This is a genomic window from Pseudomonas sp. FG35, assembly GCF_057809295.1.
Genome location: NZ_JBMDJR010000012.1, coordinates 28310 through 53565 on the forward strand (window position 1 = coordinate 28310; position 25256 = coordinate 53565).

A 25256-nucleotide genomic window follows, 5' to 3' on the forward strand; every position below is an offset into this window, starting at 1 on the left:
GCTCCTCGTGAGGGATCAATATTGTTAAGTATGGCTGGTTTCAAGCGCATTGGTTCCAAAGTGACGCAATGGGCTCATGACAAAACGGGAGTAGAGATATGACGGTCTGGCTGGTGGTGTCAATCCTGCTGGTAGTGTTGAGTCCGCTGGCGTGGTTGCGTCCGTCCCGTGCCCAGAGTGGCCGGATAGCCTTGCGCACGGAGGCACGGCGCATCGGGCTGGCCATGCAACTGGCGCCTCAGGAATGGCCGCACTGGCTGAGCCAGGAGCCGCCAAACCCGTGCGCGCAATACCATCGGCCACGCCGTGGAAAGCAGCCGGCGTGCTGGACGTATTGGCAGAAATCCCCGGGGGTTTGGGTGAATCAGTGGCAGGAAGTCTGTGAGGATCCGCTGCTGCTCAATCATTTCGAAAAATTGCCGGGCAACGTTTTCAAGGTCGAGGCGGACAAGCAGATGATCGCGCTCTATTGGGGTGAGAAGGGTGACGCTTCGGTTTTGCTGGAAATTGATGCCACGCTGAAAGCGCTGGCATGACTCCCGGACTTTTCGCGCTGCAACGGTGCGAAACGTCCGGCAGACGCGCAATAAAAAGCCCGACATGATTCATCGGGCGGGGTTGGCCAGGCAGGCCGGAAATTCTTTTTTTGCGTTGGCCCGGAGTCATCCGGTCAGCAAACGTGCGCCTGTTTTCCTTCGTAGTCCAGCCAGCGTAGCCTGTTAAACAAGGCTTGCGGTGAATTAGGGCGACTTTTCTAACTATTAATCTTATGAATACCCTCACATGCAAGCGTGGGTGGCCGGGCTGCGTCCTACAGAAATGACCGCAAAGTCGCATTTCAACCCGTATTTAGGGCGATTGACAATTGTCGGAAATTCCGTGAAGGTGGCGTACCCAAATCAAACGGGCGTATGAATTGAGCGTTTGTATTGCAGACTGCTCCTACAGAATCCCGACTATCGCGTTGGCGGGTGTGCCGGGTGGATGGGTGTCAGCATCGACGAAAAAGCGTCCTGCCGAGCCATTTGCCTGCGTCCGACGTGTACTGTTCAGCTTCCATATCGTGGAGATCAGTTGATGATTTACGAAGGTAAAGCCATCACGGTTAAAGCTCTTGAAAGTGGCATCGTCGAATTGAAATTCGACCTCAAGGGTGAGTCCGTCAACAAGTTCAACCGTCTTACCCTGAACGAACTGCGTCAGGCCGTAGACACCATCAAGGCAGATGCTTCGATCAAGGGCGTGATCGTCAGCAGTGGCAAGGACGTTTTCATCGTCGGCGCCGACATCACCGAATTTGTCGACAACTTCAAGCTGCCGGATGCCGAGCTGGTTGCTGGCAATCTCGAAGCCAACAAGATCTTCAGCGATTTCGAAGACCTCAACGTTCCGACCGTCGCCGCGATCAATGGCATCGCTTTGGGCGGGGGGCTGGAAATGTGCCTGGCAGCGGACTACCGCGTCATGTCGACCAAGGCCAAGATCGGTCTGCCGGAAGTCAAGCTGGGCATCTACCCTGGCTTCGGTGGCACCGTGCGTCTGCCGCGCCTGATCGGTGCCGACAACGCCATCGAGTGGATTGCCGCCGGCAAGGAAAACCGTCCTGAAGACGCGCTGAAAGTCGGCGCCGTCGATGCCGTGGTTGCCCCTGAAAAACTGCAGGATGCCGCCCTTGAGCTGATCAAGCGCGCCGTCTCCGGCGAGTTCGATTACAAGGCCAAGCGTCAGCCTAAGCTGGAAAAGCTCAAGCTGAACGCCATTGAACAAATGATGGCTTTCGAAACCGCCAAAGGTTTCGTGGCTGGCCAGGCTGGCCCGAACTACCCGGCCCCGGTCGAAGCGATCAAGACCATCCAGAAAGCCGCGAACTTCGGTCGTGACAAGGCGCTGGAAGTCGAAGCCGCAGGTTTCGTGAAACTGGCCAAGACCTCTGCCGCGCAGAGCTTGATCGGTCTGTTTCTGAACGATCAGGAACTGAAGAAAAAGGCCAAGGCCTACGACGAAATCGCCAAGGACGTGAAGCAGGCCGCCGTACTGGGCGCCGGCATCATGGGTGGCGGTATCGCCTATCAGTCGGCTTCCAAAGGTACGCCGATCCTGATGAAGGACATCAACGAGCACGGCATCGAGCAAGGTCTGGCTGAAGCCGCCAAGCTGCTGGTCGGTCGCGTTGATAAAGGCCGCATGACCGCCGCGAAAATGGCTGAAGTGCTCAACGGCATTCGTCCGACCCTGTCCTACGGTGATTTCGGTCACGTCGACCTGGTCGTTGAAGCCGTGGTCGAGAATCCGAAGGTCAAGCAAGCCGTTCTGGCGGAAGTCGAAGACAAGGTCAAAGAGGACACCATCCTCGCGTCCAACACTTCGACCATTTCCATCAGCCTGCTGGCCAAGGCCCTCAAGCGTCCGGAAAACTTCGTCGGCATGCACTTCTTCAACCCGGTGCACATGATGCCGCTGGTGGAAGTGATCCGTGGCGAGAAGTCCAGCGAGCTGGCCATCGCCACCACCGTTGCCTACGCCAAGAAAATGGGCAAGAACCCGATCGTCGTCAACGACTGCCCGGGCTTCCTGGTCAACCGCGTCCTGTTTCCGTACTTCGGCGGTTTCGCCAAACTGGTCAGCGCCGGTGTGGACTTCGTCCGTATCGACAAGATCATGGAAAAATTCGGCTGGCCGATGGGCCCGGCATACCTGATGGACGTGGTCGGCATCGACACCGGTCACCACGGTCGTGACGTGATGGCTGAAGGCTTCCCGGACCGCATGAAGGACGACCGTCGTTCGGCCATCGACGTGCTTTACGAAGCCAAGCGTCTCGGTCAGAAGAACGGCAAGGGCTTCTATGCCTACGAGGCCGACAAGAAGGGCAAGCAGAAGAAAGTCGCCGATCCGTCGGTACTGGAAGTGCTCAAGCCGATCGTCTACGAGCAGCGCGAAGTCACTGACGAGGACATCATCAACTGGATGATGATCCCGCTGTGCCTGGAAACCGTGCGTTGCCTGGAAGACGGCATCGTCGAAACCGCCGCCGAAGCCGACATGGGTCTGGTCTACGGTATTGGTTTCCCTCCATTCCGTGGCGGTGCGCTGCGCTACATCGACTCGATCGGTGTTGCCGAGTTCGTTGCCCTGGCCGACCAGTACGCTGATTTGGGCGCGCTGTACCACCCGACCGCGAAGCTGCGTGAAATGGCCAAAAACGGCCAGAGCTTCTTCGGTTAAGCGCCCCCAACTAGAGTGAGAGTGAACTTATGAGCTTGAATCCTAGAGACGTCGTGATTGTCGACTTCGGTCGTACTCCGATGGGCCGCTCCAAGGGCGGCATGCACCGCAACACCCGCGCCGAAGACATGTCGGCACACCTGATCAGCAAACTGCTGGAACGCAACACCAAGGTCGATCCTGCCGAAGTCGAGGACGTGATCTGGGGCTGTGTGAACCAGACCCTGGAACAAGGCTGGAACATCGCGCGCATGGCGTCGCTGATGACCCAGATCCCGCACACCTCGGCCGGCCAGACTGTCAGCCGTCTGTGCGGCTCGTCGATGAGCGCGCTGCACACTGCTGCGCAAGCGATCATGACCGGCAACGGTGACGTGTTCGTGGTTGGCGGCGTCGAGCATATGGGTCACGTAAGCATGATGCACGGTGTCGATCCGAACCCGCACATGTCTCTGTACGCGGCGAAAGCCTCAGGCATGATGGGCCTGACCGCTGAAATGCTGGGCAAAATGCACGGCATCACTCGCGAACAGCAGGACGCCTTTGGCGTGCGTTCCCACCAGTTGGCCCACAAGGCGACTGTGGAAGGCAAGTTCAAGGACGAAATCATCCCGATGCAGGGTTACGACGAGAACGGTTTCCTGAAAACCTTCGACTACGACGAAACCATTCGTCCGGAAACCACCCTGGAAAGTCTGGCGGCTCTGAAGCCGGCGTTCAATCCAAAGGGCGGCACCGTGACGGCCGGTACTTCGTCGCAGATCACCGATGGTGCTTCGTGCATGATCGTGATGTCGGCGCAGCGTGCACAGGACCTGGGTATCCAGCCTCTGGCCGTGATTCGCTCGATGGCGGTAGCGGGTGTGGACCCGGCCATCATGGGCTATGGTCCGGTACCGGCTACTCAGAAAGCACTGAAACGTGCCGGCCTGGGTATCAACGATATCGACTTCTTCGAGCTCAATGAAGCGTTCGCCGCACAGGCCCTGCCAGTGCTGAAAGACCTGAAAGTGCTCGACAAGATGAATGAGAAGGTTAACCTGCACGGCGGCGCGATCGCCCTGGGTCACCCGTTCGGTTGCTCCGGTGCCCGTATTTCCGGCACTTTGCTGAACGTGATGAAGCAGAATGGCGGCACCTTCGGGGTGGCCACCATGTGCATTGGTCTCGGCCAAGGCATCTCCACCGTCTTCGAACGCGTTTAAGCGTCTCGTCGATGGAAGCCGGGGCCAAGTGCCCCGGTTTTTGTTTTTGCGGATTTATTTTTGTTTTTATTTTGAAAAAATTTGAGTGAGGGCCGAAGCATGCCGATACAACCTGGGCTCTACCAACATTACAAAGGTCCGCAGTACCGCGTATTCAGTGTCGCACGGCATTCCGAGACCGAAGAAGAAGTGGTCTTTTACCAAGCCCTGTATGGTGATTACGGCTTTTGGGTACGCCCCTTGAGCATGTTCCTGGAGTCCGTCGAGGTTGACGGGGAGCAGGTCCCACGCTTTGCTTTGGTGCAAGCCGAACCGAGCCTTTTTTCGAAGCCGTAAGGCGAGTGCGCGCAAAACCCTGCGCTTGACCTCACCTTGTAGCCACTATATATAGCGGTGCCGCGTCAGGCGCCAACCGCCTTTCACTTCTAGAATTCAGGAATTTTCTGATCCATGGGCAAATCGCTGGTCATTGTGGAATCCCCGGCTAAGGCCAAGACCATCAACAAGTATCTGGGCAACCAATACGTGGTGAAGTCGAGTATCGGCCATATCCGAGACCTGCCCACCAGCGGTTCGGCTAGCGCCAGCAAGGAGCCTGCCGCCAAGCGCGGCAAGGCTGCTGCGGGCGAAGCGCCAGCGCTGTCGCCGAAAGAGAAGGCGCGCAAGCAGCTGGTCTCGCGCATGGGTGTCGATCCCGAGCACGGCTGGAAAGCCAAGTACGAGATCCTCCCAGGCAAGGAAAAGGTCATCGAAGAGCTGCGCCGGCTCGCCAAGGATGCTGACACCATCTATCTCGCAACCGACTTGGATCGCGAGGGGGAAGCCATTGCCTGGCACCTGCGCGAAGCCATCGGTGGTGACGACAGCCGCTACAAGCGCGTGGTGTTCAACGAAATCACCAAGAAGGCGATTCAGGAAGCCTTCTCGGAACCGGGCGAACTCGACATCGATCGCGTGAACGCGCAGCAGGCCCGTCGCTTCCTTGATCGTGTCGTGGGCTACATGGTCTCGCCGCTGTTGTGGGCGAAGATCGCCCGTGGCCTGTCCGCCGGTCGCGTGCAATCGGTTGCCGTGAAGCTGGTGGTGGAGCGTGAGCGCGAGATCCGTGCGTTCAACCCGGAAGAGTACTGGGAAGTGCACGCCGACCTCGGCACCGCCAAAGGCTCGACCGTGCGTTTCGAAGTCGCTCGCGAGAAAGGCGAAGCGTTCAAGCCGCTGAACGAAGCGCAGGCCACGGCCGCGCTGGAGAAGCTCAAGTCCTCCAGCTACAGCATCGTCAAGCGTGAAGACAAACCGACCAGCAGCAAGCCGTCGGCACCGTTCATCACCTCCACACTGCAACAGGCCGCGAGCAACCGCCTGGGCTTCGGTGTGAAGAAAACCATGATGATGGCCCAGCGTCTGTACGAAGCCGGCTACATCACCTATATGCGTACCGACTCGACCAACCTCTCGGCTGATGCCGTAGCGATGGCGCGCGATTACATCGAAACCGAGTTCGGCAAGAAGTACCTGCCGGAGTCGCCGAACGTTTACAGCAGCAAGGAAGGCGCACAAGAGGCTCACGAAGCGATTCGTCCTTCCGACGCCAACACCACGCCAGCCAAGCTGGCCGGCATGGAGCGCGACGCTGAGCGCCTCTACGAGCTGATCTGGCGCCAGTTCCTGGCTTGCCAGATGCTGCCGGCGCAATACCTGTCGACCACCGTCAGCGTCGCTGCTGGCGACTTCGAGCTGCGCGCCAAGGGCCGCATCCTGAAGTTCGACGGTTACACCCGCGTGCTGCCGCAAATCACCAAGCCTGGCGACGATGACGTTCTGCCGGACATGGCGCAGGGCGACGTGATGAAGCTTATAAAGCTCGATCCGTCCCAGCACTTCACCAAGCCGCCGGCCCGTTATTCGGAAGCCAGCCTGGTGAAGGAAATGGAAAAGCGCGGCATCGGTCGTCCTTCGACCTACGCAGCGATCATCTCGACCATTCAGGATCGCGGCTACGTGACCCTGCACAATCGTCGTTTCTATTCGGAAAAGATGGGCGACATCGTTACCGAGCGTCTGTCGGAAAGCTTCTCGAATCTCATGGACTACGGCTTCACCGCCGGCATGGAAGAGAACCTCGATGACGTGGCCCAGGGCGAGCGCGACTGGAAAAACGTGCTGGACGAGTTCTACGGCGACTTCAAGAAAAAACTCGAAGTGGCTGAAAACCCAGAAGCTGGCATGCGTGCCAACCAGCCGGTGATGACCGACATTCCGTGCACCACTTGCGGCCGTCCGATGCAGATTCGTACTGCCTCGACTGGCGTGTTCCTCGGCTGCTCCGGCTACAGCCTGCCGCCGAAAGAACGCTGCAAGGCCACCGTCAACCTGGTGCCGGGCGATGAAATCGCGGCGGACGACGAGGGCGAGTCGGAATCCCTGGTACTGCGCGGCAAGCATCGCTGCCCGATCTGCAGCACGGCGATGGACGCTTACCTGCTCGACGAGAAGCGCAAGCTGCACATCTGCGGTAACAACCCGGATTGCGCCGGCTACGAGATCGAAGAGGGCAGCTACCGCATCAAGGGCTACGAAGGCCCGAGCCTGGAATGCGACAAGTGCGGCAGCGAGATGCAGCTCAAGACCGGCCGTTTCGGCAAGTTCTTCGGTTGCACCAATCCGACGTGCAAGAACACTCGCAAACTGCTGAAGAGCGGTGACGCGGCACCGCCGAAGATGGATCCGGTGAAGATGCCTGAGCTGAAATGCGAAAAGGTCAACGACACCTACATTCTGCGTGACGGTGCTTCCGGCCTGTTCCTGGCGGCTAGCCAGTTCCCGAAAAACCGCGAGACCCGTGCTCCGCTGGTGATTGAGATTCTGCCGCACAAGGATGAGATCGATCCGAAGTATCACTTCCTGTGCGAAGCGCCGCAGAAGGATCCGGATGGTCTGCCAGCCGTGATCCGCTACAGCCGCAAGACCAAGGAGCAATACGTTCAGACCGAAGTCGACGGCAAGCCGACTGGCTGGAAAGCATTCTTTGACGGTGGCAAATGGACGGTTGAAGACAAGCGTCCGGCGAAAGCCAAGGCTTGAGCAATCGCTGATCTGAAGGTGTCCTGACTGGGCATCTTCAATACAAAAGGCCGCATGACAACCTTCGGGTTTTCATGCGGCCTTTTTGTTTAATGCTTGCGGTTGGATTGGCTGATCCATGACACTGTCCGGCCTGTGTGAAGCAATTATTTCGTTGTGGAGAGTGCCAACATGGCCCACGAACTCTATACCCGTACCAATCAGAAGATCTATTTCGCGGGTTTGTCGCTGGAAGCGCTGGCCAGGGCCGAAGAGGGGCGGGCGATGAACTCGCTGGCGCTGATTCAGGCCGGGCGCGAATCCGCACTGTTTCATCTCTACGGTGCGTTGTTGGGGCTGTGTCATGAAATCGCCGGCTTCTATCGTCTGCCGCAAGCCAATGCGTCGCGGGCGGAAGTCTTGCTGACCCGCGAAGTGCTGGAGTCGATTGCCATTCCTGAGCTGGCGGAGATGATCGAGCTGGCAGGTAATCCGGAGACCTGGCTGTCCAAATTGCTGGCTGCGCACTCGGCGCTGTTTCAGCCGCCACGGGTGCCACACAAGCCGAAGGGTGATGTGACGCAGCCGTTGATTCAGGCGGTGAATCTGGATGAAGAAGAGGCGGTTGAAGAGCTGAGCCGCGAAGAGCTCGAGATCTGGCGGCAGAACCTCAAGGGGCTGGCGATCCGTTTCCGTGAAGGCTTGAACGAGTGCTGAGGAGCTGTGGACTGGCGGCGACGAGAGGCGTGCTGCTGGTCAAGATCCCGAGCGAAGCCTGAATGATGTCTATATAATCCCTGCCTTTCGTGGAGAACAGACCTATATGCCAACGTCCTTTCTAGAAATTGTCGAGCTACCAGACGGCCGAATCGAACTGCGCAGGGCCGAGGACGAGGGTTCTCTGGTGACTCTGGATTTCTCCGAGGATGCCAAGGCGTTTCTGCAGGGCCAGCACGTTGAAATTGCCAAAGCGATGTTGAGCGTCGGCGTGCAAATGGCGGGGCGTATGGTTGAAGGTGAATTCGATAAGGATGAGGGGCCGCGGGTTCTTCATTGATCCGCTGTCTGTCAGTTACTGCTCCAGATCGGCTTCTCTATCCCTGGAGAAGCCCTGCGCTTTATATGGCGCGCTTTGTTGCTGAATCACCCCAAACGAATGTTCAGGCTTTGAGCGTCCCCGGTGCGGGCGGCGCTGATCAGCTGTTGCCGTGACCCTGCGCTCAGTGGATTCAGCCACGTGACGACCGTGTGGCTGCGGCCCAGGCGTAATGCCTCACAGGCCAGTTGCTGCGTACTTTGAGCGCCGCGCGGTTGCAACAGCAGGATGCGTTCGCGATTCAATCCAGCGTCCCGCAACCAGGTCTGGGTCAGGCTTGCAGGCGGTGCAATCAGGGTCAGCCAGCGTGCGTCCTGATCTTCACTCAATTCGCGAAGAATCGGTGCCAGCAGGCTCAGGCAGTTCCCGGCCGCGCCGCGCAGTGACAGCTCGCTGAACGCTTCAGGTTCGGTATTCCACGGACGCTCGACGACATCCTTGAGGATGGGGGCGAGGGGTTGCGCCAGAAACGCTTCGAACAACGGCAATTGTGTTTGCTGAGGTGCGTGTGGGAACTGCATAAAGCCTCCTTTAGCGGCGGATAACGCCGACACTCAAGCCTTCGATCACCAGTTCCTGATCTTTCAGGTTGACTTCGATGGGGGCGAACTCGGGGTTTTCGGCAATCAGCCAGACTTTGCTGCCGTCACGCTTGAAGCGTTTGACGGTGACTTCGTCGCCGATCCGCGCAACCACGATCTGACCGTTGCGTGCCTCGCGAGTGGTATGAACCGCCAGCAGATCACCGTCGAAAATGCCGATGTCCTTCATGCTCATGCCATGAACGCGCAACAGGTAGTCGGCACGCGGATGAAAGAAGGCCGGGTTGATGTTGCAGGACTCTTCGATGTGTTGTTGGGCGAGAATCGGCGCGCCGGCAGCTACTCGACCGATGATCGGCAGGGTGGATTCGTCGACCTTGGCTTCAAAACCGGGGATCCGAATGCCGCGCGAGGCGCCGGGAGTCATCTCGATCGCGCCTTTGCGGGCGAGTGCCTTGAGGTGCTCTTCGGCCGCATTGGGCGACTTGAAACCCAGTTCCTGAGCGATTTCCGCACGGGTCGGCGGGTAGCCGTTGTCTTCGAGGCAACGTTTGATAAAGGCCAGAATCTCGGCTTGGCGTGGCGTCAGTTTAAGCATATTGATCGCTCTGTCTTTTTATACAGTGACTGGGATTATATACAGTGAAGCGGTCTTGGCAATGATCGTTTTTTGCCATGCCGCCGGACGGTCAGTGACGACGCCGATTAATGTGGCGTCCTTGTTGTGGTTAAATATCTGACCGACCATTCCCAAAACGAACTGGCAGGCTTGACAAGGCATAGGCTGAAACGTATGTTTCAAACAAGTGTTTGTCAGGCGGAGTAGCCATGGCCCAGTCGGAAACCGTTGAACGCATTCTTGATGCTGCAGAACAGCTGTTCGCGGAAAAAGGTTTCGCTGAAACCTCATTGCGTCTGATCACCAGCAAGGCAGGGGTCAACCTCGCTGCGGTGAACTATCACTTCGGCTCGAAGAAGGCGCTGATCCAGGCGGTTTTCTCGCGCTTCCTCGGTCCGTTCTGCATCAGTCTCGACAAAGTGCTGGAGCGCCGCCAGGCCAAGCCAGAGAACAAGCCTTCGCTCGAAGAGCTGCTGGAAATCCTCGTCGAGCAAGCGCTGGTGGTACAACCTCGCAGCGGCAACGATCTGTCGATCTTCATGCGCTTGCTCGGTCTGGCCTTCAGCCAGAGCCAGGGCCACCTGCGGCGTTATCTGGAAGACATGTACGGCAAGGTATTCCGTCGCTACATGTTGCTGGTGAACGAAGCTGCCCCGCGCATTCCTCCGATCGAACTGTTCTGGCGCGTGCACTTCATGCTCGGTGCCGCAGCATTCAGCATGTCGGGTATCAAGGCCTTGCGCGCGATTGCCGAGACCGATTTCGGTGTCAACACCTCCATCGAGCAGGTAATGCGTCTGATGGTGCCGTTCCTGGCAGCCGGCATGCGTGCCGAAACCGGTGTCACCGACACGGTAATGGCCACCGCGCAGTTGCGGCCACGCAGCAAATCCGCGCCGGCACCTGCCAAGGTTTAACCGTCCATGGGTGGGCGCGGCAGCTGACATCCGCTAAGCTAGCCGCCCATGTCGACTCTCGTTCTGAACCCGTTTCTCATTGAAATCACCGACCCGCCGGACAATGCCCCAGGCGGTGATTTTGTGGGCGACGGGTTTTTCGTTTTCAAGGAATCTCTATGACTGCTGGCCTGCAAGGCTCGTTGATGGTGGACGTCGCCGGTACCTGGCTGACGGCCGAAGATCGCCAATTGTTGCGCCAGCCCGAAGTGGGCGGCCTGATCATCTTTGCCCGCAACATCGAGCATCCGCGCCAGGTGCGCGAGCTGAGCGCGGCGATCCGTGCCATTCGTCCGGACTTGCTGCTGGCGGTGGATCAGGAGGGCGGCCGCGTCCAGCGCCTGCGTCAGGGCTTCGTCCGTTTGCCAGCCATGCGCGCCATCGCTGACAACCCGAACGCCGAGTATCTCGCCGAACAATGCGGCTGGATCATGGCCACCGAAGTGCTGGCGGTCGGCCTCGACCTGAGCTTCGCGCCGGTGCTGGATCTGGATTACCAGCGCAGTGCCGTCGTCGGCACCCGCTCGTTCGAAGGTGACCCGGAGCGCGCCGCGCTACTCGCCGGTGCGTTCATCAAAGGCATGAACAACGCCGGCATGGCCGCCACCGGCAAGCATTTCCCTGGCCACGGCTGGGCGGAAGCCGACTCCCACGTCGCAATCCCCAACGACGAGCGCAGCCTTGAAGAGATCCGCGCCAACGACCTCGTGCCGTTCGCCAGACTCAGCAAGCAACTGGCCGCCGTCATGCCCGCCCACGTCATTTACCCGCAAGTCGATGCACAGCCCGCCGGTTTCTCCCGGCGCTGGTTGCAGGACATCCTGCGCGGCGAGCTGCAGTTTGACGGCGTGATCTTCAGCGACGACCTGTCGATGGCCGGCGCTCATGTAGTGGGCGACGCCGCCAGTCGTATCGAAGCGGCTCTCAGCGCCGGTTGCGACATGGGCCTGGTGTGCAACGACCGCGCCGCCGCTGAACTGGCCCTGAGCGCTACGCAGCGCATGAAGGTCAAGCCGTCGCCGCGTATCGCACGCATGCGCGGTCAGGCATTCGCCAACACCGAATACCGTCAGGATCCGCGCTGGCTGACCGCTGTCGGTGCGCTCAAAGACGCTCAACTGATCGATTAAGGATTTTTCGCTATGACGGTTTACGCAATCATCGGCGGCACCGGCCTGACCCAGTTGGAAGGCCTGAGCATTCGTCAGTCGCTGGCGGTGGATACGCCCTATGGCGCGCCATCGGCCGAGGTTCAGATTGGTGAGTACGCCGGCAAGGAAGTGCTGTTCCTCGCTCGCCACGGTCATCCGCATCGCTTTCCGCCGCACAAGGTCAACTACCGCGCCAACCTGTGGGCGTTGAAGCAGGCCGGAGCCGAATCGATCATTGCGGTCAACGCCGTGGGCGGGATTCATCCTGCAATGGGCACCGGACATTTCTGCGTGCCGCATCAGGTCGTGGACTACACCAGCGGTCGCGAGCACACCTATTTCGCCGATGACCTGGAACATGTCACACACATCGACTTCAGCTTTCCCTACAGCGAACCGCTGCGTCAGCAATTGATTGCTGCGTTGGCCGCCGAAGGTTGCGAGTACAGCGATCAGGGCGTTTACGCCTGCACCCAAGGCCCGCGTCTGGAAACCGTGGCCGAGATCGTGCGCCTGGAGCGTGACGGTTGCGACATCGTCGGCATGACCGGCATGCCGGAAGCGGCGCTGGCCCGCGAGCTGGATCTGAATTACGCCTGCCTGTCGTTGGTGGTGAACCCGGCGGCGGGCAAGACCACTGAAGTGATCACCATGGCCGAGATCGAGCAGGCGCTGCATGACGGGATGGGCAAGGTGAAATCGACGTTGGCGCGGGTGCTCAAGGGCTGAGTCTGGCTCCGCAATGACGTGACTGAACAAGCGCTGAGAATCTCAGCGCTTTTCAAACTTGTCCGGCAACGGCGCAAACAGCGCCTCGATATCATCACTCTGCAACTTCCAGTCCCCGGCCTTGCGCCCATCCAGCACGCCGGCCGCCAGGTCGGATTTCTCCCGCTGCAGAAGCTGAATTTTCTCCTCGACCGTGCCCCGGGCAATCATCTTGTAAACGAACACCGGCTTCTCCTGACCAATGCGATAGGCGCGGTCGGTTGCCTGATTCTCGGTCGCCGGGTTCCACCACGGATCGTAGTGAATCACCGTGTCCGCTTCTGTCAGGTTCAGGCCCACACCACCAGCCTTCAGGCTGATGAGAAAAATCTGACGCTTGCCGCTCTGGAATTCCTTCACCGGTGTACGTCGATCACGGGTCTGTCCCGTCAGCAGCGCATACGCGACATTGCGTTTTTTCAGCTCGTCCTCGATCAGTGACAACATCGAAGTGAACTGCGAGAACAGTAGAATCCGCCGTCCTTCCTCAAACAACTCCTCAAGCATTTCCATCAGGCTGTCGAGCTTGCCCGAGGTGCTGCCGCGGGCGGGCAGGGTGGCGTCGTTGACCAGGCGCAAATCGCAGCAGACCTGGCGCAGCTTGAGCAGCGCTTCAAGAATGATGATCTGGCTGCGCGCCACGCCTTTGCGAGTGATCTCGTCGCGAACCTTTTTATCCATGGCCAGGCGCATGGTTTCGTACACGTCGCGCTGGGCCTCGTTGAGCTCGACCCAGTGGATGATCTCGGTTTTCGGCGGCAGCTCGGTCGCAACCTGTTCCTTGGTGCGACGAAGCAGGAACGGTTTGATCCGACCGTTGAGGTGCTGAAGTCTGACTTCGCTGGCGCGTTTTTCGATCGGCACGCGGTAATCGGCGTTGAAGCTTTTGAGGTCGCCGAGCCATCCGGGCAGCAGGAAGTGAAACAGCGACCACAGTTCGCCCAGGTGATTTTCCAGCGGCGTCCCGCTCAGGCACAGACGCTGACGCGCATTGAGTTCACGGGCAGCCTGGGCGGCTTTGCTGTTCGGGTTCTTGATGTACTGCGCTTCGTCCAGCACCAGCACGTGCAGTGGCTGCTGGGCCAGACGTTCGACATCCTTGGGCAGCAATGCATAAGTGGTGAGGATCAGGTCGTAATCGGCCAGATGCTCGAAATGCTTTTTTCTGCTGGCACCGTACAGGGCGACAACCTTGAGTTGTGGCGTGAAGTGCGCCGCTTCGTCCAGCCAGTTGGGGATCAGGCTGGTAGGCATCACCACCATGCACGGTCGATCCAGTCGCCCTGCGTTTTTCTCGCTGAGAATGTGCGCCAGCGTCTGTAGGGTTTTACCCAGGCCCATGTCGTCCGCGAGAATCCCGCCGACCTCAAGTTGCCGCAGCGACTGCATCCAGCTCAAGCCTTCGAGCTGATAAGGACGCAGCGTCGCATTCAGCCCCTTCGGTGCCTTGGCGCTGTAATCGCGGATGTCGCGCAAGCGTTGGGCGAAGCTGCGGATCTGCTCGCCACCTTCCCAGAGCAGGGGAATGCCTTCCAGCGAATTCAGGCGCGTGGCGTCGGCTTTGCTCAGGCGCAGGGTGGTTTCGCCCGGCTCCTGCAAATAAAACTCGCCCAAGGTCGCCAGCACCGGTTTCAGCCGGCCGAGGGGCAGAGCGACTTGCAGCGGCCCGTGCTCGCTGTTGCGTTGCGGGATGTTCACCAGAATCAGTTCATCGTCGCGACGGCGGGCGAGACGTTCCGGATTGAGGATTTCCGTGTGCGAACGCATCAGGTTGAGCAGGATCGGCAGCAGGCTCAGGCGCTCACCGTTAACGATGATCCCCAGCTCCAGATCGAACCAGTCGCGCTCCGGCGTTTGCTCGACGGTGGCGTACCAGTCGTCGACGGCGGTCAGGTCGAAACCGAACTCATCGTCGACCAACAGCTCCCAGCCCTGGGTGCGCAGCTTCGGCAGATCGTTGAGGGTGAAGGTCAGCCAGGCGCTGTCGTTGACCATCTCGTAAAGTTCGCCGGCGCTTTCCGGCAGGGCCTTGCTCTGCCGGGTGGCAATGCGGAAGCCGAGAATTCGCAGTTGCTCGCGGTAGCTCTGTTCGACGTCCGGGTGGCGCTTGACCCGCAGGGTCTGGGCTTCCTGGCGAATCAGAATGTCGCTGTTCTTCTGGCCGCTGACGTATTCGTCGAGGTAACTGAAGGACAGCGCGGCGCGATGCTGGATGTAACGCTGCATCTTGCCGTTGCGCGGTTCGAACGCGCTGAACTCGACGCTGGCCAGCCACAGGCGCGGCACCGGCTGCACGTTGTCCACCAGCACTTGCGGTGGCGACTTCGGGCTGCGGTTTTCCAGCACGGCCTGGAGTTTTTCCAGCAGTTCGGCGTCTTTGGCGGCGGCGGGGTATTCGAGGGTTTCCTGCACCTGCAACAACACCGCTGCACAGTGTTTGCAGTTGCTGTGAACCGGGCAGGTACAGGTGGCGTCGACCATCAGCAGCGTGCCTTTGGCCGATTCGCGCAGGTGAATCGTCTGACGGTAAACGTTACCGCCAGAGCCTTCGCAGCTGGCGGTAATGGTCGCATCACCGACCTGCACGAATCGCACCCGGTTCTCCAGAGCGTAGCGGCGGCCACGCTCCAGGCTTTGTTCCTTGAATCGGCTGACCCAGGAGGAGGCCAGCGGTTTACTCAGTGGCGGGGGCATAAGGACTTCGATCAGTCCGGAACGACTTCAGGCGCTTCCCGAGGCGCGGGCGCCGTCAGTGAAGTGATCTTGATCAGCAGGGCCAGGTGGCCGTTATCGAGGTAGTTGAGTTGGCCATTTTTGGTGTGGCTGTCCTGTTTCAGGCGCTCGCTGGCTGTGACCATGCCGTTGGCGTCGATCTGGTTGACCCAGAAGTCGGCGTTCACGTCGGTGAAGCGCCCGAGCTTCATTTCAATCGTGCCTTCGATCGGGAACTGGCCGAACTGCTCCTGACCTTCGCTGACCGCCACTTTGGCAGGCGTCTCGCCCAGCGTCTGCTGCCAGGCTTTGTGCATCAGCACGCTGTATTCGCCGCTGGCGGTGAGTTTGGTCACAACATCGTTCAGCGCCGGGGTGCGTTTGCTGTCATCGCCCAGGCGTTGGGCGCCGGCCGCCCAGTCTTCCGGTGCGGCGCGGCTGACAATCGCCGGCACGGCGTTCTGGCGTACCAGAATCATTTCGACCTGATACAGGTCATCGGCAAACGCCGTAGGTGCCACCAGAGTGAGTAGCAAAGTCAGAGAGCGAAACAGGCGCATGCGGCGTCCTTCAAGCAGTTTTCGGGATGAGGCGCTCGAACAGCGCCTCCACAGTATTAAAGCGCTCTTCCGGGCGCTCCATCGGCACCTGGAACTTGAACATCGTGGCGCCTTCGAATTTGTAGCGTTTTGGCTGGCTCTGGATCAGTTTGATCAGGGTCATCGGGTCGACCGGCGTCTGTGCCGCGAACTCGATGCGCCCACCTTGCGGGCCACCATCGACTTTCTTGATGCCCAGCTGCTCTGCCTGCAATTTCAGCGCCGTGATACGCACCAGATTCTTGGTCGGTTCCGGCAACAGGCCAAAGCGGTCGATCATCTCGACTTGCAGATCTTTCAGGCCTTCCTCGTCGGTGGCCGAAGCGATGCGCTTGTAAAGGATCAGGCGAGCGTGCACATCCGGCAGGTAATCTTCCGGAATCAGCGCCGGGACCCGCAGGTTGACTTCCGGACCACCGCCGAGCGGTTGATCGAGGTTTGGCTGTTCGCCCTTGCGGATCGACTTCACCGCGCGCTCGAGCATTTCCATGTACAGCGTGAATCCAACGGCCTGAATCTGCCCGCTCTGACCGTCGCCCAGCAATTCGCCGGCGCCACGGATTTCCAGATCGTTGGTGGCCAGCACGAAACCAGCGCCAAGGTCTTGAGTATTCGCAATCGCCTCCAGGCGTTTTTCCGCATCGCCGGTGATCTGCTGGCGCGGCGGGGTCAGCAGGTAGGCGTAAGCCTGGTGGTGGCTACGACCAACGCGGCCACGCAGCTGGTGCAACTGCGCCAGACCGAACTTGTCGGCGCGCTCGATGATGATGGTGTTGGCGCTCGGCACATCGATGCCGGTCTCGATGATGGTCGAGGCGATCAGCACGTTGAAGCGTTTGTGATAGAAATCGCTCATCACCTGTTCGAGTTCGCGTTCGCGCATCTGCCCGTGGCCGATGCCGATCCGCGCTTCCGGCACCAGTTCGGCCAGTTCGGCGGCGCACTTCTCGATGGTCTTCACGTCGTTGTGCAGGTAGTAAACCTGACCGCCACGCAGCAGCTCACGCAGCAAAGCCTCTTTGACCGTGCTCTTGTTCTGCTCCATGACGAAGGTGCGCACGGAGAGGCGTCGCGCCGGCGGCGTGGCGATGATTGACAGGTCGCGCATGCCCGACACCGCCATGTTCAGCGTGCGCGGAATCGGCGTGGCGGTCAGCGTAAGAATGTCGACTTCGCTGCGCAGGGCCTTGAGCTGTTCCTTCTGACGGACACCGAAGCGGTGCTCTTCGTCGATGATCACCAGCCCAAGGTTTTTGATCTTGACGTCGTCCTGCAGCAACTTGTGAGTGCCGATGACGATGTCGATATTGCCTTCGGCCAGTTGGGCGACCGCTGCGTTCACTTCCTTCGCCGACTTGAAGCGGCTCATCACTTCCACGGTCACCGGCCAGTCGGCGAAGCGGTCGCGGAAACTGTTGTAGTGCTGCTGGGCGAGCAGGGTGGTCGGCACCAGGATCGCCACTTGCTTGCCGCCGTGCACGGCGATGAACGCGGCGCGCATGGCCACTTCGGTCTTGCCGAAACCGACGTCGCCGCAGACCAGGCGATCCATCGGTTTCGGCGAAAGCATGTCCTCGCGCACGGCTTCGATGGTGGATTGCTGGTCTGGGGTTTCTTCGAACGGGAAGCCGGCGCTGAAGGTCGCGTAATCGGCCTTTGGATCGGCAAACGCATAACCTTCGCGTGCGGCGCGGCGGGCGTAGATGTCGAGCAATTCGGCAGCCACGTCGCGCACTTGCTCGGCGGCCTTGCGCTTGGCTTTCTGCCAGGTTTCGGAGCCGAGGCGGTGCAGCGGGGCCAGCGCATCGTCGCTGCCGGTGTAGCGGGCGATCAGGTGCAGGTTGGCCACCGGCACGTAGAGCTTGGCGTTCTCGGCGTATTCAAGGGTCAGGAATTCGGCAGCCTGATTGTCGATTTCCAGAATCGTCAGGCCGAGATAACGGCCGACGCCGTGATCGATGTGCACCACCGGCGCGCCTTCACGCAGTTCGGTGAGGTTCTTGATCACCGCATCGTTGTTGGCGTCGGCGCGTTTTTCGCGACGGCGACGCTGCATCACGCGCTGGCCGAACAGCGGACTTTCCGCGACCAGTGCCAGCGCCGGGTCGTCGAGCATCAGGCCTTCGTCGAGCGGGGCGATGGTGATCGCCAGGCGATCCTTGCTTGCGACAAAGTCCGGCCAGCTGTCGACGGTTTTCGGCCGTAGCTTCAGGCGATCCAGCAACTCCAGCAGCACCTCGCGACGACCGGCGGATTCGGCGGTGAACAGCACGCGTCCGGGAAATTCGTCGAGGAATGCCGAGAGCGCGGCCAGCGGCTGGGTAGCCTTGGCTTCGATCGCCAGATTCGGCAGTGCCTGCGCCGGGAAACGCTCGCGGCCTGCACCGGACTCAACATCCTGCTGACTGGCGACCACACGCGGCCAGTTCTTCAGGCGGGCAAAGCAGTCCTCCACCGGCAGGAACAGTTCGGCCGGCGGCAATAAAGGACGCGAAGGGTCGACGCGGCGCTCTTCATAACGATTGCGTACGTCGTTCCAGAAGTTTTCCGCCGCCTGCTCGATACCCGGCAGCGAAAACACCTGGGTGTCCTGTGGCAGGTAATCAAACAGCGTCGAGGTTTCCTCGAAGAACAGCGGCAGGTAGTACTCGATACCGGCCGGTGTGATGCCGCTGCTCAGGTCCTGAAAGATCGGGCAGCGACGGAAGTCGACGTCGAAACGCTCGCGAAAACGCGCCTTGAAGCGGGTGACCGCGTCTTTCTGCAGCGGGAATTCCTTGGCCGGCAGAAGCTTGACTGAATCGACCTTGTCGATGGAGCGCTGGTTTTCCGGATCAAAGGTACGCAGGGTTTCGATTTCGTCGTCGAACAGGTCGATGCGATAGGGCAGTTTGCTGCCCATCGGGAACAGGTCGATCAGTGCGCCACGTACGGTGAACTCGCCGTGCTCGTAGACCGTGTCGACGTAGCGATAGCCACTGGCTTCGAGCCGCGAGCGCATTTGCTCGACGTCGAGCTTCTGACCGACATCCAGCACCAGGCTGCTGCCGAGCAGGAATTTGGTCGGCGCCAGACGATGCAGGGCGGTGGTGATCGGCACCACCAGCACGCCGTGCTCCAGCTCCGGCAGCCTATAAAGGCTGGCGATGCGCTGGGAGATGATGTCCTGGTGCGGCGAAAACAGATCGTAGGGCAGGGTTTCCCAATCGGGGAAATGCAGCACCGGCAAATCCGGGGCGAAGAAGCTCAGCTCCTGCTCCAGCCGTTCGGCGCTCTGGCTGTCGGCGGTCAAAAGCAGAGTGAAGCGCTTGGCAGCGCTGGCAGCCTCGGCAATCGCCAGGCTCAGGGCGGCACCGGGGAGGTTGCCCCAGTGCTGTTTACCTGCCGCGGCAGGGAGAAGCGGTAGACGCAGAACAGGCACGGAAGGTTGAGCTCCAGGCGTTGCGACAAAGTCGGTAATTGTAGCGGCGTCCGGTGCCGCCTGTCAGTTGCAGGATGCGTCTATCTGCGCTGTTTGAGAAAAATGTAGTGGTAACCATAAAAACCAGCGCTTTTTTTACGGTTATGTAGTGCCAAAAGTCGGTGGTGTTACGGAGGGTTACAGACATCGTCTAACAGTCGTCGAAAAACTGACTGCGCTGGAAGCCCCGGTTTTACTGGGCTGGCGGAGAGCGTTATTTTTTTGGACGGATTTTTGTTACCGATTGCGCGACAAGCGCGCATTGCTACAAGAGGTTCTCGGCGGCATAATGTAGCCCCTTTTTTCTGCCCCTACATGTGGAAGGTTACCGTGACTCAGAAGCCCGACCAGTGTCTTGGTGAATGGATCGACCGTGAAGCACTCGCAGAAGCGATGATTCCGCTTATCGGTCAGCTCTACCGCAACAACAACGTGGTGAGCTCGATCTATGGCCGCAGCCTGATCAACCAGTCTGTCATCGCGATTCTCAAAGCTCACCGCTTTGCTCGCCACCGTTCTGCCGACGACAGCGAACTCTCCGTCCACGAAACATTCCCACTGCTCAAGGCCATGAGCGAGCTCAAGCTCGGCGCGGCCTCGGTAGATCTGGGCAAACTGGCGTACAAATTCCGCAACGAAGGCAACGGCCGCACCGCCGAGCAGTTCGTCCGCGAAGAAATGGCTGACGTGGTTGGCCAGCAAAACGCTTCGGCCCGCAAAGGCACCGACGTTGTTCTGTACGGCTTCGGTCGTATCGGCCGTCTGCTGGCGCGCATCCTGATCGAGAAAACCGGTGGCGGCGACGGCCTGCGTCTGCGTGCCATCGTGGTGCGCAAGGGCGCCGAAAACGACCTGACCAAGCGCGCCAGCCTGCTGCGTCGCGATTCGGTACATGGTTCGTTCAACGGCACCATCACCATCGACGAAGAAAACAACACCATCACCGCCAACGGCAACCTGATCCAGGTTATCTACGCGAAGAACCCTACCGAAGTGGATTACACCCAGTACGGCATCAAAGATGCGCTGCTGGTGGACAACACCGGTGTATGGCGTGATGCCGATGGCCTGGGCCAGCACCTGGCGTGCCCGGGTATCGACCGCGTTGTTCTGACTGCGCCTGGCAAGGGCAAGCTGAAGAACATCGTTCACGGTATCAACCACAACGAAATCACTGCTGACGACAAGATCGTGTCCGCCGCTTCCTGCACCACCAACGCCATCGTGCCGGTGCTGAAAGCCGTGAATGACAAGTTCGGCATCATCAACGGTCACGTCGAAACCGTTCACTCGTACACCAACGACCAGAACCTGATCGACAACTTCCACAAGGGCGATCGCCGTGGCCGTAGCGCCGCGCTGAACATGGTGATCACCGAGACCGGTGCTGCCACCGCTGCTGCCAAGGCCCTGCCTGAGCTGGCCGGCAAGCTGACCGGTAACGCGATCCGTGTTCCGACGCCGAACGTGTCGATGGCCATTCTCAACCTGAACCTCGAGAAAGCCGCCACCCGTGAAGAGATGAACGAGTACCTGCGCTACATGGCGCTGCACTCCGATCTGCACAAGCAAATCGACTTCGTCAATTCGCAGGAAGTGGTTTCGACCGACTTCGTGGGCTCGCGTCACGCCGGTGTGGTCGACGCTGAAGCGACCATCGTTCAGGACAACCGCGTTGTTCTGTACGTCTGGTACGACAACGAGTTCGGTTACAGCTGCCAGGTGGTTCGCGTAATGGAAGACATGGCCGGTGTAAACCCGCCAGCGTTCCCGCGCTAAGCCTTAGCTGCAAATGAAAACGCCCCGACTCTGGTCGGGGCGTTTTTGTTTGTGCGCGATTTGCCTTAGCGGGGGACAGCGGCTTGTGCCGTGCGCAGTTCGTGCCTGTTTCCACGGAACAGCACCAGCGTGGCGATCAGGCCCAACACGGCTGCGCCGCTGAGCCAGATCCCCGGTGCCGCTTTGTTATCCAGCACATGAATCAGATAAGTGCAGGCCGCCGGTGTAAAACCACCGAAGGTCGCGGTCGCCAGGCTGTAGGCCAGCGAGAACCCGGTCGTACGAACTTCTACCGGCATGATCTCGGTGAGCGCCACCACCATCGCCCCGTTGTACGAGCCGTACAGGAACGACAGCCACAACTCGACGATCAGCAAATGGCTGAAGCTCGGGTTCGCCACCAGCCACGACAAAGCCGGGTAGGCGGTCAGGATCGCCAGAATCGTCGCCGCCAGCAGCAGGGGTTTGCGGCCGATCTTGTCAGACAGTGCGCCCATCACCGGCAGCCAGAAGAAGTTAGACAGCCCGATGCACACGGTCACCAGCAACGCATCGAAGTCAGACAGGTGCAATTCCGCCTTGCCGAAGGTCGGTGTGTAGGCAGTGATCAGGTAGAACGACACCGTCGTCATGACCACCAGCGCCATGCCGGCGATGACGATGCCAAAGTTCTGACCGATCGAACGGACGATTTCCTGCAGGGTTGGGCGATGTTTACGCGCCTGGAACTCCGGGGTTTCCTCCAGCGAGCGGCGGATGACGAAAATCACCGGGACGATCATGCAGCCGATCAGGAACGGCACCCGCCAGCCCCATTCGCCCATCTGCTCAGGGCTCAGCCAATGGTTGAGGCCGACACCGAGCAGGCCGGCGAACACCACGGCCGCCTGCTGGCTGGCGGACTGCCAACTGACGAAAAAGCCCTTGCGGCCCGGTGTGGCGATTTCCGCCAGGTACACCGACACACCGCCTAATTCGACGCCAGCCGAGAAGCCTTGCAGCAAACGGCCGAACAGCACGATGAGCGGCGCGGCAACCCCAAGGGTGGCGTAGCCCGGCACACAGGCAATCAGCACGGTGCCGGCCGCCATCAGGGCCAATGTGATGATCAGGCCCTGGCGTCGGCCGTGACGGTCTATGTAGGCGCCGAGAAAAATCGCCCCCAGCGGACGCATCAGGAAACCTGCGCCGAAAGTGGCCAGAGAAAGCATCAGGGAAGCGAAGGCGCTGTCGGTGGGAAAGAAGGTCTTGGCAATAGCCGTGGCGTAGAAGCCGTAGACCATGAAGTCGAACATCTCGAGAAAGTTGCCGCTGACAACGCGAAAAATCGCCTTGCCTTTGCCGGTCGTGGAGGACATGGGTAGGTACTCACTCTAAATCTTGTAAGAAAGCGTTGCGCTCGTAGCCCATAATGGCCGGCGCGGTTTTGCGGGGAGATGAAGAATTGTTAACTGGACGGTGGGGGATTCTCGTGCTGCTGGGCTGGGTTTTGGCCGGCTGTGGCAACGGCGATTCCCTTGAGACTTTCGGTGGCCCGACGATGGGCAGCACCTATTCGATCAAGTACGTGCGCCACGCCCATCTGCCTGCCCCCCAGACGGTGCGTATCGAAGTGGAAAAAATCCTCGCGGACGTCGACCGGCAGATGTCGACTTACCGCGCAGACTCCGATATCTCGCGCTTCAATGCATTGCCGGCTGATCGCTGTCAGGTCATGCCCGCGCCGGTCCTTGAATTGATCCGCGTGGGCGAGCAGCTGTCGCAACAAAGCGAAGGCTCCTACGACCTCACCGTCGAACCGCTGATGAATCTGTGGGGGTTCGGCCCGCAGGGGCGTGAAGAAAAAGTCCCGGATGCGGCGGCGCTGGCCGAAGTGCGCCAGCGAGTCGGTCATCAGCACCTGCGCATCGACGGTGACCGGTTATGCAAGGATGCGGCGATCGAGGTGGACTTCAACAGCATTGCCGCCGGGTACGCGGTTGACACCATTACCGCGCGGCTCGAGGCCCTGGGCATCCATGACTATCTCGCGGAAGCCACCGGCGAGCTCAAGGCGTCCGGCAAGAAGCTTGATGGTTCGCCGTGGCGTATCGCTCTGGAAGAACCGCAAGACGATCAGCAGGTGGCAGAGCGCGTCATCAATGTCGATGGCTATGGCCTGTCCACCTCCGGCGACTACCGCAACTATTTTCAGCAGGATGGCCGTCGCTATTCCCACACCTTCGATGCCCGGACCGGTGCGCCGGTCCTACACGATCTGGCGTCGGTCACGGTAATTCATCCTTCAGCGCTGATGGCCGATGGACTATCGACGCTGTTGCTGATTCTCGGGCCTGAAAGGGCTTGGGACTATGCCGAAAAACACGACATTGGTGCATTCTTTGTGATTCGTGCCGATACAGGTTTCGTCACACGCACCAGTCACGCTTTTGAACGGCTCAGTGGCGCAAAAGTTGACTGAGAACAGTACGAAAGCTGGCGTTGTAGTGCAGGCAAAAGTAGCCTACGACGCGACCAAGGGTTAATGTGCGCGGCGTTGACGCTTCTATAGACTGTGTCCGGGTTTTCTACTGGCCCCCAATTGTTCCTTCGCGCCGTCGTTCGGCGTGATTTAGCCGCCGGTGCTGCTGGCACCGCGGCCTGTTCTGAGGAGTACGCATGGCTGTCTACAACTACGACGTGGTGGTGCTGGGTTCCGGCCCGGCGGGAGAAGGCGCGGCAATGAACGCCGCCAAAGCAGGGCGCAAGGTGGCGATGGTCGACAGCCGTCGCCAGGTCGGCGGCAACTGCACCCACCTGGGCACCATCCCGTCCAAGGCCCTGCGTCACTCGGTGCGGCAGATCATGCAGTTCAACACCAATCCGATGTTCCGTGCGATCGGCGAGCCGCGCTGGTTCTCCTTCCCGGATGTGTTGAAAAGCGCCGAGAAAGTCATCTCCAAGCAAGTCGCTTCGCGTACCGGCTACTACGCCCGTAACCGCGTCGACGTGTTTTTCGGCACCGGCAGCTTTGCCGACGAGCAAACCATCGAAGTGGTCTGCGCCAACGGCGTGGTCGAAAAACTGGTGGCCAAGCACATCATCATCGCCACCGGTTCGCGTCCTTATCGCCCGGCGGACATCGACTTCCACCACCCGCGTATCTACGATAGCGACACCATCCTCAGCCTCGGCCACACCCCGCGCAAACTGATCGTTTACGGCGCCGGCGTGATCGGTTGCGAATACGCTTCGATCTTCAGCGGTCTGGGCGTGCTGGTCGAGCTGGTGGACAACCGCGGCCAGTTGCTGAGCTTCCTCGACTCGGAAATCTCCCAGGCGTTGAGCTACCACTTCAGCAACAACAACATCACCGTGCGTCACAACGAAGAATATGACCGCGTCGAAGGCGTGGACAACGGCGTAATCCTGCACTTGAAGTCCGGCAAGAAGATCAAGGCCGACGCCTTGCTCTGGTGCAACGGTCGTACCGGTAACACCGACCAGTTGGGTCTGGAAAACATCGGGGTCAAGGTCAACAGCCGTGGCCAGATCGAAGTCGACGAGAATTACCGCACCTGCGTGCAGAACATCTATGGCGCCGGTGACGTGATCGGCTGGCCGAGCCTGGCCAGTGCCGCCCACGACCAGGGCCGTTCGGCCGCTGGCAGCATCGTCGACAATGGCAGCTGGCGCTTCGTGAATGACGTGCCGACCGGCATCTACACCATTCCGGAGATCAGCTCGATCGGCAAGAACGAGCAGGAACTGACCCAGGCCAAAGTGCCGTATGAAGTGGGCAAGGCGTTCTTCAAGAGCATGGCGCGGGCACAGATCGCCGGCGAGCCGCAAGGCATGCTGAAGATCCTGTTCCACCGTGAAACCCTGGAAGTGCTGGGCGTTCACTGCTTCGGTTATCAGGCGTCGGAGATCGTGCACATCGGTCAGGCGATCATGAACCAGCCAGGTGAGCTGAATACTCTGAAATACTTCGTCAACACGACGTTCAACTACCCGACCATGGCCGAAGCCTATCGGGTAGCGGCGTACGACGGCCTCAACCGGCTTTTTTGACGGGCTCCGGCCGGTGGCCTGAGCCGGCCGG

General features: G+C 59.8%; 19 protein-coding genes. 13 read left to right on the top strand and 6 right to left on the bottom strand.

Features of this window, described 5'->3' with window-relative positions; all coding sequences use genetic code 11:
* Positions 1–98: 98 nt before the first annotated feature.
* The 7 genes from ACODTD_RS21935 to ACODTD_RS21965 all read left to right on the top strand — a co-directional run bounded on the left by ACODTD_RS21935 (position 99) and on the right by ACODTD_RS21965 (position 8547).
* Positions 99–536: a hypothetical protein gene (locus ACODTD_RS21935; RefSeq protein WP_011335196.1), complete on the top strand. Its 438-nt coding sequence runs from the start codon at positions 99–101 to the stop codon at positions 534–536.
* 541 nt (positions 537–1077) lie between these two features.
* On the top strand, positions 1078–3225 hold the full coding sequence (gene fadB, locus ACODTD_RS21940; protein ID WP_007953061.1) for a fatty acid oxidation complex subunit alpha FadB: 2148 nt from the start codon (positions 1078–1080) through the stop codon (positions 3223–3225).
* A gap of 29 nt (positions 3226–3254) precedes the next feature.
* Positions 3255–4430, top strand: a complete 1176-nt coding sequence (fadA, locus tag ACODTD_RS21945; RefSeq protein ID WP_007953060.1) for an acetyl-CoA C-acyltransferase FadA — start codon at positions 3255–3257, stop codon at positions 4428–4430.
* 99 nt (positions 4431–4529) lie between these two features.
* Entirely contained in the window at positions 4530–4766 is a 237-nt protein-coding gene (locus ACODTD_RS21950) for a DUF1653 domain-containing protein (RefSeq protein ID WP_007953059.1), read from the top strand.
* A 114-nt stretch (positions 4767–4880) separates the two neighbouring features.
* Positions 4881–7511 carry a type I DNA topoisomerase gene (gene topA, locus ACODTD_RS21955; protein ID WP_007953057.1) on the top strand — a complete coding sequence of 877 codons (2631 nt, stop codon included), beginning with the start codon at positions 4881–4883 and terminating at the stop codon, positions 7509–7511.
* A gap of 171 nt (positions 7512–7682) precedes the next feature.
* Positions 7683–8207 (top strand): DUF6586 family protein, encoded by a 525-nt coding sequence (locus ACODTD_RS21960; protein ID WP_011335194.1) that lies wholly within the window; start codon positions 7683–7685, stop codon positions 8205–8207.
* A gap of 106 nt (positions 8208–8313) precedes the next feature.
* Positions 8314–8547: a hypothetical protein gene (locus ACODTD_RS21965; RefSeq protein ID WP_007953047.1), complete on the top strand. Its 234-nt coding sequence runs from the start codon at positions 8314–8316 to the stop codon at positions 8545–8547.
* Between the two features lie 86 nt (positions 8548–8633).
* Here ACODTD_RS21965 and sulA read toward each other — a convergent pair whose 3' ends face one another.
* Both sulA and lexA read right to left on the bottom strand, forming a co-directional pair.
* A complete protein-coding gene (sulA, locus tag ACODTD_RS21970; RefSeq protein WP_011335193.1) occupies positions 8634–9107 on the bottom strand; it encodes an SOS-induced cell division inhibitor SulA in 474 nt (157 codons plus the stop codon).
* 10 nt (positions 9108–9117) lie between these two features.
* Positions 9118–9726, bottom strand: a complete 609-nt coding sequence (lexA, locus tag ACODTD_RS21975) for a transcriptional repressor LexA (RefSeq protein WP_007953044.1) — start codon at positions 9724–9726, stop codon at positions 9118–9120.
* A 230-nt stretch (positions 9727–9956) separates the two neighbouring features.
* Here lexA and ACODTD_RS21980 point away from each other — a divergent pair, with 230 nt between their 5' ends.
* From ACODTD_RS21980 to ACODTD_RS21990, 3 genes are all read left to right on the top strand, one after another.
* The gene (locus ACODTD_RS21980; protein WP_489105199.1) at positions 9957–10664 is read left to right on the top strand and encodes a TetR/AcrR family transcriptional regulator; all 708 of its coding nucleotides are present in this window, start codon (positions 9957–9959) and stop codon (positions 10662–10664) included.
* Between the two features lie 170 nt (positions 10665–10834).
* On the top strand, positions 10835–11833 hold the full coding sequence (gene nagZ / locus ACODTD_RS21985) for a beta-N-acetylhexosaminidase (protein ID WP_181457897.1): 999 nt from the start codon (positions 10835–10837) through the stop codon (positions 11831–11833).
* Between the two features lie 12 nt (positions 11834–11845).
* Positions 11846–12583 carry an S-methyl-5'-thioinosine phosphorylase gene (locus tag ACODTD_RS21990; protein WP_011335190.1) on the top strand — a complete coding sequence of 246 codons (738 nt, stop codon included), beginning with the start codon at positions 11846–11848 and terminating at the stop codon, positions 12581–12583.
* A 42-nt stretch (positions 12584–12625) separates the two neighbouring features.
* On the opposite strand, the gene ACODTD_RS21995 is transcribed toward ACODTD_RS21990, so the two are convergent.
* From ACODTD_RS21995 to mfd, 3 genes are read right to left on the bottom strand one after another with little or no spacing between them, the layout of a single operon-like run.
* Entirely contained in the window at positions 12626–15316 is a 2691-nt protein-coding gene (locus tag ACODTD_RS21995; protein WP_011335189.1) for a DEAD/DEAH box helicase, read from the bottom strand.
* An 11-nt stretch (positions 15317–15327) separates the two neighbouring features.
* Positions 15328–15894, bottom strand: coding sequence for a CsiV family protein (locus tag ACODTD_RS22000; protein ID WP_007953029.1), 567 nt, complete (start codon positions 15892–15894; stop codon positions 15328–15330).
* Positions 15895–15904: 10 nt separating this feature from the next.
* The gene (gene mfd, locus ACODTD_RS22005; protein WP_011335188.1) at positions 15905–19354 is read right to left on the bottom strand and encodes a transcription-repair coupling factor; all 3450 of its coding nucleotides are present in this window, start codon (positions 19352–19354) and stop codon (positions 15905–15907) included.
* Positions 19355–19708: 354 nt separating this feature from the next.
* On the opposite strand from mfd, the gene ACODTD_RS22010 reads away from it, so the two are divergent.
* Positions 19709–21172 carry a glyceraldehyde-3-phosphate dehydrogenase gene (locus ACODTD_RS22010; RefSeq protein WP_011335187.1) on the top strand — a complete coding sequence of 488 codons (1464 nt, stop codon included), beginning with the start codon at positions 19709–19711 and terminating at the stop codon, positions 21170–21172.
* Positions 21173–21237: 65 nt separating this feature from the next.
* On the opposite strand, the gene ACODTD_RS22015 is transcribed toward ACODTD_RS22010, so the two are convergent.
* On the bottom strand, positions 21238–22530 hold the full coding sequence (locus tag ACODTD_RS22015) for an MFS transporter (RefSeq protein WP_489105200.1): 1293 nt from the start codon (positions 22528–22530) through the stop codon (positions 21238–21240).
* Positions 22531–22583: 53 nt separating this feature from the next.
* Here ACODTD_RS22015 and ACODTD_RS22020 point away from each other — a divergent pair, with 53 nt between their 5' ends.
* Together ACODTD_RS22020 and sthA are read left to right on the top strand one after the other, a co-directional pair.
* Positions 22584–23633 (top strand): FAD:protein FMN transferase, encoded by a 1050-nt coding sequence (locus tag ACODTD_RS22020; RefSeq protein ID WP_489105201.1) that lies wholly within the window; start codon positions 22584–22586, stop codon positions 23631–23633.
* A gap of 197 nt (positions 23634–23830) precedes the next feature.
* On the top strand, positions 23831–25225 hold the full coding sequence (sthA, locus tag ACODTD_RS22025) for a Si-specific NAD(P)(+) transhydrogenase (RefSeq protein WP_007953019.1): 1395 nt from the start codon (positions 23831–23833) through the stop codon (positions 25223–25225).
* The last annotated feature ends 31 nt before the right edge of the window (positions 25226–25256 follow it).

Coding starts and splice junctions, on each gene's coding strand:
- ACODTD_RS21935 (WP_011335196.1), top strand. CDS start 99: ATGACGGTCTGGCTGGTGGTGTCAATCCTGCTGGTAGTGTTGAGTCCG.
- fadB (WP_007953061.1), top strand. CDS start 1,078: ATGATTTACGAAGGTAAAGCCATCACGGTTAAAGCTCTTGAAAGTGGC.
- fadA (WP_007953060.1), top strand. CDS start 3,255: ATGAGCTTGAATCCTAGAGACGTCGTGATTGTCGACTTCGGTCGTACT.
- ACODTD_RS21950 (WP_007953059.1), top strand. CDS start 4,530: ATGCCGATACAACCTGGGCTCTACCAACATTACAAAGGTCCGCAGTAC.
- topA (WP_007953057.1), top strand. CDS start 4,881: ATGGGCAAATCGCTGGTCATTGTGGAATCCCCGGCTAAGGCCAAGACC.
- ACODTD_RS21960 (WP_011335194.1), top strand. CDS start 7,683: ATGGCCCACGAACTCTATACCCGTACCAATCAGAAGATCTATTTCGCG.
- ACODTD_RS21965 (WP_007953047.1), top strand. CDS start 8,314: ATGCCAACGTCCTTTCTAGAAATTGTCGAGCTACCAGACGGCCGAATC.
- sulA (WP_011335193.1), bottom strand. CDS start 9,107: ATGCAGTTCCCACACGCACCTCAGCAAACACAATTGCCGTTGTTCGAA.
- lexA (WP_007953044.1), bottom strand. CDS start 9,726: ATGCTTAAACTGACGCCACGCCAAGCCGAGATTCTGGCCTTTATCAAA.
- ACODTD_RS21980 (WP_489105199.1), top strand. CDS start 9,957: ATGGCCCAGTCGGAAACCGTTGAACGCATTCTTGATGCTGCAGAACAG.
- ACODTD_RS21990 (WP_011335190.1), top strand. CDS start 11,846: ATGACGGTTTACGCAATCATCGGCGGCACCGGCCTGACCCAGTTGGAA.
- ACODTD_RS21995 (WP_011335189.1), bottom strand. CDS start 15,316: ATGCCCCCGCCACTGAGTAAACCGCTGGCCTCCTCCTGGGTCAGCCGA.
- ACODTD_RS22000 (WP_007953029.1), bottom strand. CDS start 15,894: ATGCGCCTGTTTCGCTCTCTGACTTTGCTACTCACTCTGGTGGCACCT.
- ACODTD_RS22010 (WP_011335187.1), top strand. CDS start 19,709: ATGTGGAAGGTTACCGTGACTCAGAAGCCCGACCAGTGTCTTGGTGAA.
- ACODTD_RS22015 (WP_489105200.1), bottom strand. CDS start 22,530: ATGTCCTCCACGACCGGCAAAGGCAAGGCGATTTTTCGCGTTGTCAGC.
- ACODTD_RS22020 (WP_489105201.1), top strand. CDS start 22,584: ATGGCCGGCGCGGTTTTGCGGGGAGATGAAGAATTGTTAACTGGACGG.
- sthA (WP_007953019.1), top strand. CDS start 23,831: ATGGCTGTCTACAACTACGACGTGGTGGTGCTGGGTTCCGGCCCGGCG.